Consider the following 16109-nt stretch of genomic DNA (forward strand, 5'->3'; position numbering starts at 1 on the left):
CCGCATAAATTATGCGGGGTTATTACCGCTTACGGCGGAGGCAGACGGGAAAATGCATCACACGCACCGCCTGCCCCGCCTTTACAGGCTTCACCTATCAGGTAACGGGCATATTTATAATTCGGGGCAACATATTTTCCTTCCAGATACATTATTCCCAGCATGTATTGAGCCTCCGGATGATTCTGCTCTCTGGCTTTGTCATAGAATTCAATTGCCTTATTCTTATCTTCCGTCACACCGTTTCCGTGTGCATACAGCGATCCCAGCACATACTGTGCATCCGCATTATGTTGTGCGGCCGATTTTTCCAGCCATGTCACCGCCTGCGCCTCATTTTTTTCCACACCATCTCCCCTGAGATAGCGTACTGCCAGCTGATATTGCGCCTGCGCCTCACCACGTTGTGCCTGCTGCTGTAACTGTACGACTTCCGGCGGTAAACCGCCGGACTCCGCCGCCGCATACGGTGCCGTAAACAGACTCATCAGCAAAACACCTGCCGGTTTCAGATTCATATCGTTGTCTCCGTACCTCATCCGTAAACCGCGATTATGCATAAAAAACGCCCCCGTTACCGGGGGCGCTGTCTGTTTTATATTTTTAACTGCTGTGTATCGTCTTTTTATTTTCAGACTGACGGTGAGAGTGTCATGCCGCTGCCTGCCGCTTCCCGGCGGTTGATCTGACGCAGCAGGAACGTTGCCACCACGCCCAGAAGTGCACAGGCGACCGAGAGCATAAAGATATAGCTGTAACCGGTTTCGCCGTATTTATCCAGCCAGTAGCCGGCCACGGAATAATAGAACGCATCCGGGGAGAAGCCGATAAAGGAGGCAAAGCCCACAACCGCACCGGTGGTTTTCATCGGGATTTTCGATTCTGCAACAGAGGCAAAATAGATACCGCGGAATGCAAACAGTAACGCACTCAGCACCACCATATTCACCACCGCAAACCACATAAAGGCGTTACCTTTCGGGATCACGAGGAACAGAGCACAGTTCACGGCCATGATAATAAAGCCGACAAACATCACACTGATAGATGATCCGACTTTATCCGTCACGATCCCCGCCACCGGAGAAGCCACCATTTTGATCACATAGGTGCGGATAATCGACAACGCCGTCACCAGGGTAATCGGTACCACATACACCTGTGACAGATACGGGCTGAGATACGTCAGGCTGGAGAACACCACATAGGTGGAAAAAATAATCAGCCCGATCAGCCACGCTTTCGGCATGGTCACCACACTCATCAGAGAACGGAATGTGGTTTTTTCTTCCGGTTCGCCGTTTTCCGCAGTACTGCTGCGGTGCGCGATCAGGAAGAACAGCAGTATGCCGCAGATCACCGAGGCACCGGAATAAAGCCAGACCACATAACGGAAGCCGATGGCCGCCTCGGCAAATTTGCCGAAGAAATAAAGACCAACAAACGAGATCAGTGTACCGGACACACCGGATAATCCTTCGTAAAACCCGAAGATCCGCCCCTGCTCTTTCTCCGTTCCCTGCATCCGCACGACTTTGATCGACGCAGCGAAGAATGTCAGGATCGTTGTGACGCCCCACAAAACGTGGATCAGCAGGATCGTGTTATACGACGGGAAAGTCGCAAACCAGAATCCCAGCGATCCGGATGCGATCAGTGAGAAGGTGATCAGGTTACGCAGAGAAAATCTGTCCGCGAACCAGCCGCCGAAAAAGTAAGAAAACATGCCGATCAGGCCATACAGACTGAGCAGGTTACCGATCTCAATGTGTGTCAGCCCCAGTGCCTGCTGCATCGGATCATAGAACGAGGACTTCAGGTAAGGCAGGCTGTACATTGCGGTGGTGCCGAATGCCAGCAGAAACAGAATCAGCATCCGTCTGACGCGGGATTGATTTGCCATGTGATTTGCCATAATGGTTATCTCTTCTTATCAGCCGTGAACTGCATCCAGGGCCTGGCGGAAATCCGCAATAATGTCTTTTGCTGACTCAAGTCCGACAGCAATACGGATCAGGTTTTCGCCGTTCATCTGGACCAGGGTGTGCTCTTCACCCAGACTGGTGGCAATAGTGGTCAGTTTCAGGGAGTTCACAAATTTGCGGCTCACCTGGTCGCGGGTCAGGCCGTGGATATCCTCTTTCAGACGGAAAGAAACAATACCGCCGCCGAGGCCGTTCATCTGGGACTGACACAGTTCATAATGCGGATGATTTTTCAGTGCCGGATAACGCACTTCTTCGATTTCGCTCTGAGAGGCCAGGAATTCCGCCAGTGCCAGGCCGTTTTCGCAGTGTTTTTTCATGCGCATATCGAGGGTTTTCATCCCGCGCATAATCATCCAGGCATTGTTCGGTGCCAGTGCCGCGCCGGTAAAGCAGCATAATCCCGGCCATTTGATCAGTTCGATCAGTTCGCGGGAACCGATAACCGCGCCGCCCAGGGTATCACCGTGACCGTTCATAAACTTGGTCAGACTGTGAACCACCAGATCCGCTCCCAGTTCCAGCGGACGTTGCAGGATCGGCGTGCAGAAGGTGCTGTCAACAATCAGCAGGCTTTTGTTCTGATGGGCAATATCTGCCACCGCGCGGATATCCACCAGCTCCAGAGACGGATTCAGCGGGCTTTCCACATACACGAGCTTTGTCGCCGGTTTCATGGCGGCGCGGATATTGTCGCTGTTCGTGGCATCAGTAAAGGTGATTTCCACGCCGAATTTTGCCAGCAGTTCTGTCATCAGCAGGCGGGTGTGGGAGAAGATCCCGTCCGCGCTGACAATATGATCGCCGGTTTTCACCAGTGACAACAAGGTTGAGGCAATCGCCCCCATGCCGGATGCGCTGACAATCGCACTGTCCGCCCCTTCCAGCATCGCCAGTTTGCTTTCCAGCTCCGTCAGGTTCGGGTTGCACTCACGGCTGTAGACATAGCCCCATGTCCGGCACAGTTCTTCAAAGTGCTCCACAGAATGCGCCGCAAATGTGGCGGTCTGGTAGATAGGACTGGCCAGCGCGCCGGTGGCCGGGTCCGGTGAATGACCCTGGTGGATCAGTTTGGTTTCCAAATCATAATCAGTATTTTTTTGCACAACAGACTCCTCATGAGATCAGCACTCTGATCCGCATGTCATCATTTATTATCATTAGTCAGTTCGGGTGGCTGATTCAGGATCAGCGGGGGTAATAGTGTGGCGGTAATGACCTTTTTAACCATTGCTGTAATGTGGATAACTATAGACTCTCCAGTTACTATAGAGTCAATTACGATATAGTGGATGCACATCACAAAACGGGTAATTATACGGTGTTAAAAATAAAAACAGGCTGAGTAATATCAGCCTGTTTTTGTATTGAAAGTATAAATACCTATAGCATATGGAGAGTTTTATACCAGACAGCGGGTATCAATTTCACGCCGTTTCACTTTGATCTGGATTTCAGTCAGCAGCTGGTGCTCATCATTGGTGGAAAGCGGGTCAATCACCGGGATTTCATACATCATGTCATCCACCGGAATGCGTTTATATTCCGCATAATCCGTCAGGGCTTTAAACGCTGCGGTATTTTCGCTGTAGGGTCCCTGATACATCAGACAGATAAATTCACCGTCCGGGATTTCCGTGATTTTATCCTGAACCTGCGGGTTAAACAGATCGCGCTCGACAATCACAAAACTGTTCAGATAATGCACCTGCTGCGTGGCAAGAAACTCACTGCGGGAGACCAGCCCGCTGACGCCGCCGTAAAAAATAGAGATATTCTCTTCGAGGATATTGGCAATCTGCCGCCGCGAGAACTCCATAGTCTCCTCAAAGCTCAGACCGGGCTCATAATCCATCGATAAAATATGGCGGCGCGGAATATAACGCCGGGTGATTTTACCGATGCTGTCGGTATCAATCCCTTTTTCCAGCGTCTCTTTTTTGGTGGAGAGCACCTTTTTAATCAGCTCAAGCTCGCGGATTTTTTCATCCACCACCGCAATTTTCCGTGTCAGCAGACTGAGGATCTGCGTATCACTGTCTTCCAGCCGGTGTTTGATATCTTTCAGCGGCATTCCCAGATATTTCAGATACTTAATAATATCCAGCTGAGAAAACTGATCGATAGTGTAATAGCGGTAGTTACTTTCCTGATCGACATACACCGGCCGGAACAGCCCCAGCTGGTCATAATAACGCAGTGTCTGAATGCTGATTTTATGGAGCTTTGCCATCTCGCCGATGGAAAAATATTTCGCCATATTGTGCCGCCTCTGATGACCTTCTCAGGAATTAACCGGCGGCACAATAACGGAAACAGGGGGGATGACGCAAGGCGTCAGATCACACTCCCGGCGGTTCGCGGGATACACTGTTGCGTTCCATATAGAGTGTCCGGCTCGGGAAGGCAAAATCTGCGCCGTTGCGGTGCACGATATCAATAATTTTCAGATACACCGCCTGCTGTGCCGCAAGCCACTCCGCCCAGACCGTGGTTTTGGTAAAGCAGTACACCATAATATTAAGTGCGGAATCACCAAACTCATCAAAATAGACCAGCAACGTCTGGTGCTGATCAATGCTGCTCTCCGCTTTCAGCATGGCCCGTATCTCACTGACAATCTGTGAAATTTTCTCCGCATCCTCATAACGCAGACCAATTGTGGTTTTGATCCGCCGGTTGGTCATACGCCCCGGGTTTTCCACACTGATGGAGGAGAACAGCGAGTTCGGAATATAGAGCGGTCGGTGGTCAAAAGTAATGATTTTGGTGATACGCCAGCCGATTTCCACCACCGTCCCCTCAATCTGCCGGTCAGGCGAGCTGACCCAGTCACCGATTTTAAACGGACGGTCAAAATAGAGCATAATGCCGGAAAAGAGGTTGCTGAGAATATCTTTCCCCGCCATACCGATGGCAATACCGCCGATACCGCCGAAGGTCAGCAGGCCGGACAGGCTCATCCCGAAGTGCTCACCGTAGAACAGGAAAACCACTATCACAATCAGGATTTTCAGCACACGGGAAACAATATGCGCCGACGTGACATCACTGCCGCGTTTGATCTGGGCGGCGGCCAGGCGGTTTATCATCAGGAACAGCTTGCGGATCAGCATCAGCACGATCAGTGTGGTGCAGATCATCCCGACGGTATCTGCGGTGATAAAGCGCCACTGAAAATGATCAATGCCCTGTTCGGTGAAATCCCCGAGGATAATCACCCCCAGCGCCCACATGATAAACTGGGAAACATGCACTAATGTGGCGTGCTCGCCCTTTTCCCGCTTGCGGTTATAAATCATCAGTCCGCCGGAACCGAGCAGACACAGCACCAGCACAATCAGGCTGAGCACATTATTGGAGAGAAATTCTTCGGTAATCACGATAACTCCTTAGTATTATCCTCTCCTTCTAACGGATTTTGCCCGGAAACTCAATTTATCCCGCCGTAAATTCCTCATCATCCGCCGGACGGTTCAGAATCTGAGCGCCTGCTCCCAGAGCACCGAGCTTATCTTCCGGGTTACGCAGCGGGCAATCGGTCAGAGACAGACAACCACAACCGATACATTTATCAAATTCATCCCGCAGCCGGGTGAGGCGGGTGATCTTCTCATCCAGATAACGGCGCACCCGTGACGACAGGATGCGCCACTGTTCTGATGTCAGCTTACTGTTGACCGGAAACTGACTGAGTACCGCCTGAATCTCTTTCAGCGGGATCCCGGTGCTCTGCGCCGCCTTGATAAATGCCACATAGCGCAGCACCACAGACGGATAACGCCGCTGGTTTCCCTGATTGCGGGTGCTGGTGATCAGCCCTTTCTCCTCATAAAAATGCAGCGCGGAGACGGTCACACCGCTCCGTTTAGCCACTTCCCCCACCGTCAGCACCCGGGCGGAATCGATCGGTTTTCCGGCATTTTTCATGATGAATGTTCCTTTAGTGTTATTCCGGCATCCGGAGTGTTGACCTCAACTTAACCTGAGGTTTTATAGTCCGACGGCATTCCGGTGTCAAATATCCCGGTTCTTTTTATTTTTTAATGCCGTTTTATGGCTTTTTGTAAGGGCTGACAGTGATGAAGAAAAAGTATGTGATCGGTTCCGCGGCTGCCGCGGTGCTCCTGGCCGGTGCAGCCGGTACCTATGTAATGGCCTCCGGGCAGGATGATACCGCGGACGGACAGTATGTTATGCCGCCGGTACAGGTTGCGCTGGCACCGGTTGAGGAAACCGGGCTGAACCGGACACTGGCCGGGGTCGGAGAGCTGGAGGCCGCCCGCCAGGTACTGGTGGCACCGGAAACCGCGGGGCGTATTACGGCTATCCGTTTTGTCTCGGGTGATACTGTCAAAGAGGGTCAGCCGCTGGTGCAGCTCAATGATGCTATCGAACAGGGAGAACTCGCGAAACTGCAGGCACAGCTGCGCAATACCGAGCAGCTTCATAACCGGACCACACAATTATTCAGTAAAAATATGGTGGCTGCCGCACAGGTGGATAATACCCGCGCAGAACGGGATATGGCACGGGGTGCTATCCGCCAGACACAGGCGCAGATCGCACAAAAAACAATCCGTGCGCCTTTCTCCGGCACACTCGGAATACGTCAGGTTCATGAAGGTCAGTATGTTCAGGCGGGTGATCCTGTCGTCAGTCTGATCAACGCTGACACACTGAAAATCAACTTTTCACTGGATGAGCAGGCTGTTCCTCAGCTTTATACCGGGCAGCCGGTCACCGTGCTGGCAGATGCCTGGCCGGGTGAGACTTTCTCAGCAAAAATTGTGGCCGTCGATCCCCTGATCGATAAATCCCGGACAGTGCGCGTTCAGGCGGAACTGCCGAACCATGACGGCAGACTGAAAGCCGGTATGTATGCGGGCGTGCAGGTTTCGCAGAAAAAAGCTTCCAGGGTACTTGCGGTGCCGGAAACTGCGGTAACTTACAGTGCCTACGGCGATACCGTGTTTGTGGCACAAAAAAGTGAGGATAACCGGCTGATTGCCCGCCGTATTGCGGTCAAAACCGGGAAACGCTGGGATGGCAAAACCGAAATTACGGAAGGGCTGACTGCCGGTATGCAGGTGGTGACATCCGGCCAGCTCCGGTTATCTGACGGCAGCCCCATTGTACAGAGTGACAGCGACACGCTGGCTGCCGCGCAGACAACCGCATCCCGGAGGAAGTGATGACCTTTACTGATATTTTTGTCAGACGTCCGGTGCTGGCGCTGGTTGTCAGCGCCCTGATTGTGCTGCTCGGGCTGTTTGCATTAAGCAAATTACCTGTCCGCCAGTATCCGATGCTGCAAAGCTCGGCTATCACCATCACCACCAGCTATCCGGGAGCATCCGCTGAGCTGATACAGGGTTTCGTCACCCAGCCGATTGCTCAGTCTGTCTCTTCCGTGGAGGGGGTGGACTACCTCACCTCCTCTTCTGTACAGGGGCAAAGTACCGTGACAGTAAGGATGGAACTGAACCGTGATCCGACGGCAGCCCTTGCCCAGGCAATGGCCAAGGTAAACCAGGTGCGCTATAAACTGCCGGAGCAGGCATATGATCCGGTGATTGAATTATCATCCGGGGAATCCACAGCGGTCGCCTATATCGGTTTTTCCGGCGGTGATATCGGATTGCCGGCGCTGACTGACTATCTTTCCCGGGTGGTTGAACCGCAGTTTTCTGCGATTGAGGGAGTGTCAAAAGTACAGGTTTTTGGCGGACAGACGCTGGCAATGCGGCTGTGGCTGGATGCAGAACGCCTTGCCGGACGCGGCCTGACAGCGGCTGATGTTGCGGATGCCGTACGGCGCAATAACTACCAGGCGGCGCCCGGCAAGGTCAAAGGCGAGTTTGTGATAGCCAACGTATATGTGAATACCGATCTGACCAGCGTCGATGAGTTCCGCGATATGGTGATCCACAGTGACGGCAACGGCCTGGTCCGGCTGAAAGATGTGGCAACCGTCGAACTCGGTGCGGCATCAGCCGAAACCAGCGGCCTGATGAACGGCGAATCTGCGATTTATCTGGGTCTTTTCTCCACGCCGTCCGGTAACCCGCTGGTCATTGTTGACGGTATGAAAAAGTTACTGCCGGGGATCGAAAAAACGCTGCCGCCGGGTGTAAAGGCAGAGATGGCCTTTGAAACCGCCCGTTTTATTGAGGCCTCCATTGATCAGGTAATGCAGACACTGCTGGAAGCACTGGCGATCGTGATCGCAGTGATCTTCCTGTGCCTCGGCTCCCTGCGCAGTGTGCTGATCCCGGTACTGGCGATCCCGCTCTCCATGCTGGGCGCAGCAATTATCATGCTGGCGGCCGGTTTCAGTATTAACCTGCTTACATTGCTGGCGATGGTGCTTGCTATCGGCCTGGTGGTGGATGATGCCATCGTGGTGGTGGAAAACGTCCACCGCCATATTGAGGAAGGTAAGTCACCGGTGCTGGCGGCACTGATCGGTGCCCGTGAAGTTGCGGGACCGGTCATTGCCATGACCATTACTCTCGCGGCAGTCTATGCGCCGATCGGCCTGATGTCCGGACTGACCGGCGCACTGTTCAGAGAGTTTGCCCTGACACTTGCCGGTGCTGTGATTGTTTCCGGTATTGTCGCGCTGACGCTGTCTCCGGTCATGAGCTCCTTTATGCTGAACGCCGGACAGAATGAAGGCCGGATGGCGGCGGGTGCGGAGTATGTTTTCAGCTCACTGGCTGCGGGCTACGGCCGGCTCCTGAATTTTTTGCTCGATCACCGTTGGATCACCGGCCTGTTTGCTGTCGCTGTCTGTATCAGCCTGCCGCTGCTTTACCAGCAGGCACAGCAGGAACTGGCACCGGCAGAAGATCAGGCCAGTATTCTGACCGCCGTCAAAGCACCGCAACATGCCAATCTTGCCTATGCCGAGCGTTTTAACCAGCGGCTGCATGAGGTCATGATGACGCTGCCGGAAAGTGACAGCACATGGATTATCAACGGTACAGATGGTCCGTCTGCCAGTTTCGGCGGGATCAACCTGTCTGACTGGTCAGCCCGTACCACATCCGCAGCGCAGGTTCAGCAGTCACTGCAACAGGCGGTCAGTGAGATAGAAGGCAGTCAGATATTTGTCTTCCAGCTGCCGCCGCTGCCGGGGTCAGCCGGTGGCCTGCCGGTGCAGATGGTATTGCGCAGCCCGCTGGGTTATCCGGTGCTGTATCAGGCCATGGAGGACATCAAGCAGCAGGCGCGGGCGAGTGGTTTATTTATGGTGGTTGACAGTGATCTCGATTACAACAACCCGGTCGTGCAGGTGAAGATCAACCGTGAAAAAGCCAACAGTCTGGGTATCCGCATGAGTGATATCGGCGAATCACTGAATCTGCTGGTCGGGGAGAACTATATTAACCGCTTCGCGATGGATGGCCGTTCCTATGATGTCATTCCGCAGAGTACCCGTGAACAGCGCCTGACACCGCAGGCACTGGAGCGTCAGTATGTGCGTACCCGGGATAATCAGCTGATCTCGCTTTCTGCCATTGTGACAATCAGCACCACGGTCGAACCAAATAAACTGACCCAGTTTGATCAGCAGAATGCGGCTGTTTTTCAGGCAATACCGGCCCCCGGTGTCACGCTGGGTGAGGCGGTGAATTTCCTTGAGCAGGCCGGACAGGCGCTGCCGGCCGGGTTCAGTTATGACTGGCAGTCAGACGCCCGGCAGTTCAAACAGGAAGGAAATACACTGATGTTTGCTTTCGCGGCGGCACTGATCATTATTTATCTGGTGCTGGCTGCACAGTATGAGAGCCTGACAGACCCGCTGATTATTCTGATCACCGTACCGCTGTCCGTTTGCGGTGCCCTGCTGCCGCTGGCGCTCGGCTATGCGACGCTTAATATTTATACTCAGATAGGATTGGTGACACTGATCGGGCTTATCAGTAAGCACGGTATTCTGATGGTGGAGTTTGCCAATGAACTGCAGATGCATGAAAAGCTCGACCGCCGTCAGGCCATTATCCGCGCCGCACAGATACGTCTGCGTCCGGTGCTGATGACCACGGCCGCGATGGTGATAGGACTTATCCCGCTGCTGTTTGCTTCCGGTGCCGGTGCCAACAGCCGTTTCGGTCTTGGTGTGGTGATAGTGTCAGGGATGATGGTCGGAACACTCTTTACCCTGTTTGTTCTGCCGGCTGTTTACACCCGGCTCGCCCGTGATCATTCCGGTATGAATGCCACGGAACGCAGCCGGGCATTACAGGCCGCAGAGAAAGCACTGAAACAAAGCCTGTAAACCGGCTGATTAATACAGAAAAGGGATAACTGAACGGTTATCCCCTGAGATTGCTGACAAAGCAGGATAAAACGTGGTTTTTCCTGGTTTATTTTTACAACCTCTGTCGGTCATCGCCAACCCCTGCGGGTTTGTCAACGGCCTGAAGGGATAACTGAACAGTTATCCCTTTTTATTTATTTGAATTGCACATCCGGTACTGTTGTGACTTCTGCTTCGTTTTCGACGCTGAAGTTGGGTTTAGCGGTATATCCCATATAGTTTGCAATAATCACTGCCGGGAATTTCCGGATAGTGGTGTTGTATTCACGGACACTTTCGATATAGCGGCCGCGCGCCACGGCGATCCGGTTTTCACTGCCTTCCAGCTGTACCATTAAGTCGCTGTAGAGTGCGTTACTTTTCAGATCCGGATAGCGTTCTGATACCGCCAGCAGACGGGAGAGCGAGGAACCCAGTTCAGTCTGTGCCTGCTGGAATTTAGCCAGCAGCGCCGGGTCGCTCAGGTCACTGACATTGATATTCATCTGCCCGACTTTTGCCCGCGCATTGACCACATCCTGTAAGACCTGACGTTCAAAGTCAGAAGAGGCCTGTACGGTTTTCACCAGGTTCGGGATCAGGTCAGCACGGCGTTTGTACTGGTTGAGCATTTCAGAGGCGGATGCGGTTACCGCTTCGTCCTGTGTCTGGATGCTGTTGTAGTTGGACACCATCAGTACGCCGACCAGTACCACCACACCCAGTAATCCGATAATCAGTTGTTTCATCGTATTTTCCTTATCTCAGTGGCGACTATTATTCAGGCAATCCGCCGGGGATTCAAGATAAGGATGAAAGAGTAAAAACGGGGATTACGGTGCCTGCACCGGCAACGGGCAAAAACAGAAAGTCGCTGTAAACACTTCCATGTGCGCTCAGGCTCGCCATCCATGGCTCGCATGCTTTCTGTTTTCTTTGCCCGTCACCCGTGCCCCTGAGTGCGGCCAACGCCGCTATGGACGGAAGGATGACGCGTATTTACCAGGCCCGGACAGCATCGCCATTATAAACCTCATCCGCCTTTTTCAGAACCTCATCACTCTGGAATGCCGCGACCAGTTTTTTCAGTTTCTCGTTGTCTTTATCTGCCGCTCTGACCACGATCAGGTTCACATACGGGGAATCTGCCCCTTCCATAAACAGTCCGTCACGGGCAGCGGATAATCCGACCTGAGATGAGAAGTTATTGTTGATAATGGAAAGATACACATCCGGATCATCCAGTGTACGTGTCAGTTGCGGGGTGTCGATTTCCGCAAACTTCAGTTTCTTCGGATTTTCAATGATATCCAGTGTCGTCGGCAGGTAACCGACGCCGTCTTTCAGTTTAATCAGCCCCTGAGCCTGTAACAGCAACAGGCTGCGGCCGAGGGTGGTGGCTTCATTGGAGATAGCCACTGTTGCGCCCTCCGGCAGTTCGGCTGCGGATTTGATTTTTTTCGAGTATGCCGCTATCGGGAAGATAAAGGTTTTGCCGATCACTTCAAACTGATAGCCGCGCTCTTTACTTTGCGCTTCATAATACGGCACGGTCTGGAATGCATTGGCATCAACATCATTATTGCGCAGCGCTTCATTCGGCAGGACATAGTCATTGAAAGCGATAACTTCAACATCCAGTCCCTGCTTCTCTTTGGCCACTTTTACCACTTCATCCCAGATAGCCTGATCCGGCCCGGTGTTAATCGCCACTTTCAGCGGTTTTTCATCTTCATTCTGTGAGCAGGACACTGCCAGTAATGTGGTGCAGGCGAGCAGTGCAGATACAATAATTTTTCTCATACTATCTCCGGAACATATTGTTATGGTTATATTTTATTTACTGATAATATTATTTCGCACTGTCCAGTGCCGCACTGATATCCGCCAGGATGTCATCAATATGCTCAATACCGACGGATAAACGGATCATATCCTGTGATACCCCGGCACGGGCCAGTTCGGCTTCATTCAGCTGACGGTGAGTGGTGGTTGCCGGATGGCAGGCCAGGGATTTTGCATCACCGATATTGACCAGACGGACAATCAGTTTAAGCGCATCGATAAACTTCGCCCCTGCTTCTGCCCCGCCTTTGATGCCGAAAGACATAATTGACGCCGGGGTGCCCTGCACATATTTCTTCGCCAATGCATGCTCCGGGCTGTCCGCCAGTCCGGCATATTTGACCCAGGCAACCTGCGGATGCTGTTGCAGATATTCCGCAACACGCAGAGCATTTTCAGTATGGCGCTCCATGCGCAGTGCCAGTGTTTCCAGTCCCTGTAAAATCAGGAAACTGTTAAACGGCGATAATGCCGCACCGGTATTACGCAGCGGAGCCACACGGCAGCGGGCAATAAAGGCCGCCGCACCGAAGTGTTCGCTGTAGTTCACACCGTGATAAGACGGGTCCGGAGTATTCAGCACCGCAAAGCGCTCAGCATGCTCCTGCCACGGAAATTTTCCGGAGTCGATAACAATTCCGCCAAGTGAGGAACCGTGCCCGCCGATATATTTAGTCAGTGAATGCACCACGATATCCGCACCAAACTCAATCGGGCGGCACAGTGCCGGGGAGGCTACCGTATTATCCACAATCAGCGGGACGCCGTGACGGTGCGCTATCTCTGCCAGTTTTTCAATATCCGCGATATGCCCTGCCGGGTTGGAAATGGTTTCACAGAAAAGCGCTTTGGTATTGTTATCAATCAGGGATTCCAGCTGTGCGAAGTCATCATGATCGGCAAAACGGACGTCGATCCCGATACGCGGAAAATTATGCGCAAACAAATTATAAGTGCCACCGTAGAGTTTGGAGACACTGATAATATTGTCACCGACCCCGGCCAGGGTTTGGATTGCATAGGTGATCGCCGCCATGCCCGATGCCACGGCCAGCCCGGCAATGCCGCCTTCCAGTGCCGCCACCCGCTGCTCCAGCACATCGTTGGTCGGGTTCATGATGCGGGTATAGATATTTCCCGGTACTTTCAGATCAAACAGATCCGCACCATGCTGAGTGTCATCAAAGGCATAGGAGGTGGTCTGATAGATAGGAACCGCAACAGATTTTGTGGCCGGGTCCGGTGAATAACCGGCATGGACAGAGAGCGTTTCAAGTTTCATGTGTTCTTCCTTACCGCACAGGTGAATATTATTATTTAGACGTCCAGACGTTTAGACATTCCTTTCTTATACCGATATTCACTGCAGAGATCAAAACGGAAGTGGCAAAACAAGATGAATTTTCTTCATGATGAGAAAAAAGCCGCTGTCGGAAGCGGCCTTGATTCATGAAAGGAGTGAGAAATTATCCTTTCATGTTATTGATCAGATTGTGTGTCGTATTTTTGCGATTCTCAAATTCACTGACCAGAATCTCCAGCAGTTTTTTCTGGAATGCTTTCTGGTCATCTGACACTTTATTATGTACAGACATGGTATTAAGCAGAACATCTTTCAAAGCACGAACGACCTCACCTTCTCCCTGCAAACGTGTTCCCATCGCCATAAGAGGCTGAGAACCCAGTTGTCCGAGCGACTGTGATAAACCGGATATTGCCTGTCCGGCAATACTTTGCGCCGTCAATACGCCCGGATTAGCCGGATTAAGCCCGTTAATTGCCATACTTCCGCCGATAACCGCAACCGTCACAGATACAATAGCCCCGACGACAGCTGCCGCTACCTGGTAATCTGCTTCCTCAATTTTCAGCTTTTTTAATTGCGTTGCCTGCTGCATAGCCAGCTTTTCTAATGTATCCCGCCGCTCCTGCTGGTTAACAGCATCAAGCAGCAACACGTTACATAACTCAATCACGGCACTCATTCGTTTATTATCATAATCGGATAATAAAAGAGGTATGACATGCTGTGAAAATGGCCTGATGATCTCTTCCGCCGTTTTACCGGTGACGGTATTCTGCTGAGAATACTGATTTTCAGCCACTAATCTGACGATTTCCTGGTTAACAATATTATCCGGTAATACCGATTTTTTCTGTACAAGGTCATTCTCTGGTATATAACCAGAAGATTGTGTACTGTTATTACTAGTAATTTCCATCACAATTCCCTTTATAAATTAAACAGCCTGCTGTCCCTGCTGCAGCATTGATTTTATTCTCTGAAAAGATTCATTTCCGTACTTACTTAATTTTTCGTTCAGTGCAATCAGCTCCTTTTGCGACTCAGAAAATACGGCCATTATCTGATTCATGAGTTCCGTTATTCTGCCCATTAATACCAAATCCACATCCATATCTGCGCGATGACGGATAATATCAGCCTGTAACACGCCATTCGTCACAGAGCTGGCACTGTTTATAATTGTTGTTGTCATCATTAAAGTGGTCAGCATAGTCTGTATTTGAGCGAAAATACTGTTCATTGCCGTCTGCATTGCTTCTGATGCAAATCTGCCCGTAATTTTTCCCACGATTGCCGCCCCTGCTGAAGCAGCCGAAATAAATAATGCCATGACCACAACAACAGCCAGCACCATACCGACGATTTCCATGGTTTTTTCCAGTTTTTTCAATTCTTCCGGTGATTTCCCCTGTTCTTTAGCGATTTCGATGGCGATATCTTTAATAAACTTTTTGATGCTTTCCAGCAGTTTGGTCACCGGTTCCATGATTTTGGCCATAATATCAGGGCCACCCGTCGCTTTTACGACTTCACTGACAATGGTCATAATAACAATAACCGCTGCCAGTGCTTTTGCCATTAATCCGCCGGTCAGGGCAGTTAATACCGCCGTAATTACAGTCAGCAGCGGTCCGAGCCACTTAAATAGAGCTTGCAGGCGTTCTGCTTTCTTTATTTTTTCTGCAATATCGGCTGCATCTTTATCTGTTTTTACCTGTAATGCTAACTGCTGAAGCCGGGCCAGCTCACGATCATTTTCCAGTTTTTTCTGCGCTATTTGATCACGTAAATCAGCCAGTTTCCCCATCAGGACCGCAAGTGAATTATTATACTCAACGGTATTTTTATTATTCATACTGATCAGCGATTGTGCGGCTGACAGGCACTCTTTTGCCGATGCCAAAATCCCGGCCATAGTATTCAGTGTATTTAACTCTGATGTCAGCAACGCTAATTTTTGAGGTTCTATCACCCACATCTGATCTTGTATTTCAGGAAGACTAATAATGTCAGTCAGTAACTTTTCCAGTAGTGCTGTTTTAGCTCCGGCATCGCCACCTTTTTCCGAAAGACTTTTCAGAACAATATCAACCCCCAGCTTCCTGTTAAAAAAGACAGAAAACTCATCCTTGCTATTTATTTTTAAATTTTTATCTTCCGTGAAGAATAATCTGATACTATCAAATATCTCACCATGGTTATTAATGACAGAAAAATAACGTTCTGATAACTCGTCAACACAGCCAAGAAGAATACCGGCGTAATTATTAATGTCTTCAGATAAGTCAGATTCTTTTTTTTTCTGACCATATATTTTTCATTACATTATTATTAATGTTCTGATTTATGCCTGAATTTTTAATCTGTTCACCGGAAAGATTATCAGATAACAATGAAAACAGTTCACTGATTGATATTTTTTTTGCTGACATTTTATCATCATGTTGCTTTCCTGCTGGTTTCCCGCTGAGCTGTGGCTTTGTTCTTTTCGTATTATCCCGGTTATATCGTTCTCCCAGTTCTTCAATAATTTTGTCAGAATGGGATGTATTTTCCTGCTGGTTAACAACTTTACTTTTTTCTGTATCATCGATTTCCCCGGCTAATGCCCCGGAAACGGCTAATTGTGCTGATTTTATACCTGATACATCCATGTATTCACCCT

The 16109-nt window shown here is 50.8% G+C and carries 14 protein-coding genes; 2 read left to right on the forward strand and 12 right to left on the reverse strand.

Translation table 11 applies throughout. The features are described 5' to 3' along the window. Positions 1–29: 29 nt before the first annotated feature. From JC793_RS17145 to soxR, 6 genes are all read right to left on the reverse strand, one after another. Entirely contained in the window at positions 30–518 is a 489-nt protein-coding gene (locus JC793_RS17145; RefSeq protein ID WP_166708650.1) for a tetratricopeptide repeat protein, read from the reverse strand. A 113-nt stretch (positions 519–631) separates the two neighbouring features. After that, positions 632–1903: an MFS transporter gene (locus tag JC793_RS17150; RefSeq protein ID WP_107679240.1), complete on the reverse strand. Its 1272-nt coding sequence runs from the start codon at positions 1901–1903 to the stop codon at positions 632–634. Positions 1904–1933: 30 nt separating this feature from the next. Continuing rightward, positions 1934–3091 carry a trans-sulfuration enzyme family protein gene (locus JC793_RS17155; protein WP_046894690.1) on the reverse strand — a complete coding sequence of 386 codons (1158 nt, stop codon included), beginning with the start codon at positions 3089–3091 and terminating at the stop codon, positions 1934–1936. Between the two features lie 296 nt (positions 3092–3387). Beyond that, a complete protein-coding gene (locus JC793_RS17160) occupies positions 3388–4245 on the reverse strand; it encodes a MerR family transcriptional regulator (RefSeq protein WP_182105572.1) in 858 nt (285 codons plus the stop codon). An 82-nt stretch (positions 4246–4327) separates the two neighbouring features. Next, a complete protein-coding gene (locus tag JC793_RS17165) occupies positions 4328–5365 on the reverse strand; it encodes a mechanosensitive ion channel domain-containing protein (RefSeq protein WP_410795814.1) in 1038 nt (345 codons plus the stop codon). A gap of 58 nt (positions 5366–5423) precedes the next feature. Further along, positions 5424–5915, reverse strand: coding sequence for a redox-sensitive transcriptional activator SoxR (soxR, locus tag JC793_RS17170; RefSeq protein WP_052926708.1), 492 nt, complete (start codon positions 5913–5915; stop codon positions 5424–5426). Positions 5916–6067: 152 nt separating this feature from the next. Between soxR and JC793_RS17175 the strand changes: the two genes are divergently transcribed. Together JC793_RS17175 and JC793_RS17180 are read left to right on the forward strand one after the other, a co-directional pair. Further along, positions 6068–7180, forward strand: a complete 1113-nt coding sequence (locus JC793_RS17175; RefSeq protein ID WP_218426798.1) for an efflux RND transporter periplasmic adaptor subunit — start codon at positions 6068–6070, stop codon at positions 7178–7180. Then, positions 7180–10272, forward strand: coding sequence for a MexW/MexI family multidrug efflux RND transporter permease subunit (locus JC793_RS17180; protein ID WP_218426800.1), 3093 nt, complete (start codon positions 7180–7182; stop codon positions 10270–10272). Before JC793_RS17175 ends, JC793_RS17180 begins: the two co-directional genes overlap by 1 nt. A gap of 176 nt (positions 10273–10448) precedes the next feature. On the opposite strand, the gene JC793_RS17185 is transcribed toward JC793_RS17180, so the two are convergent. From JC793_RS17185 to JC793_RS17210, 6 genes are all read right to left on the reverse strand, one after another. Next, complete coding sequence (locus JC793_RS17185; RefSeq protein WP_046894696.1) at positions 10449–11042, reverse strand: LemA family protein; 594 nt, start codon at positions 11040–11042, stop codon at positions 10449–10451. Positions 11043–11292: 250 nt separating this feature from the next. Further along, complete coding sequence (locus JC793_RS17190) at positions 11293–12096, reverse strand: MetQ/NlpA family ABC transporter substrate-binding protein (RefSeq protein ID WP_218426802.1); 804 nt, start codon at positions 12094–12096, stop codon at positions 11293–11295. 49 nt (positions 12097–12145) lie between these two features. Further along, positions 12146–13420: a bifunctional O-acetylhomoserine aminocarboxypropyltransferase/cysteine synthase gene (locus JC793_RS17195; protein WP_218426803.1), complete on the reverse strand. Its 1275-nt coding sequence runs from the start codon at positions 13418–13420 to the stop codon at positions 12146–12148. A 184-nt stretch (positions 13421–13604) separates the two neighbouring features. After that, complete coding sequence (locus JC793_RS17200) at positions 13605–14360, reverse strand: hypothetical protein (protein ID WP_218426805.1); 756 nt, start codon at positions 14358–14360, stop codon at positions 13605–13607. Positions 14361–14378: 18 nt separating this feature from the next. Continuing rightward, complete coding sequence (sctE, locus tag JC793_RS17205; protein WP_218426807.1) at positions 14379–15359, reverse strand: type III secretion system translocon subunit SseC family protein; 981 nt, start codon at positions 15357–15359, stop codon at positions 14379–14381. Between the two features lie 370 nt (positions 15360–15729). Then, on the reverse strand, positions 15730–16098 hold the full coding sequence (locus JC793_RS17210; protein ID WP_218426809.1) for a hypothetical protein: 369 nt from the start codon (positions 16096–16098) through the stop codon (positions 15730–15732). Between the last annotated feature and the right edge of the window lie 11 nt (positions 16099–16109).

This window comes from Morganella morganii (assembly GCF_019242955.1).
Classification (GTDB): domain Bacteria; phylum Pseudomonadota; class Gammaproteobacteria; order Enterobacterales; family Enterobacteriaceae; genus Morganella; species Morganella sibonii.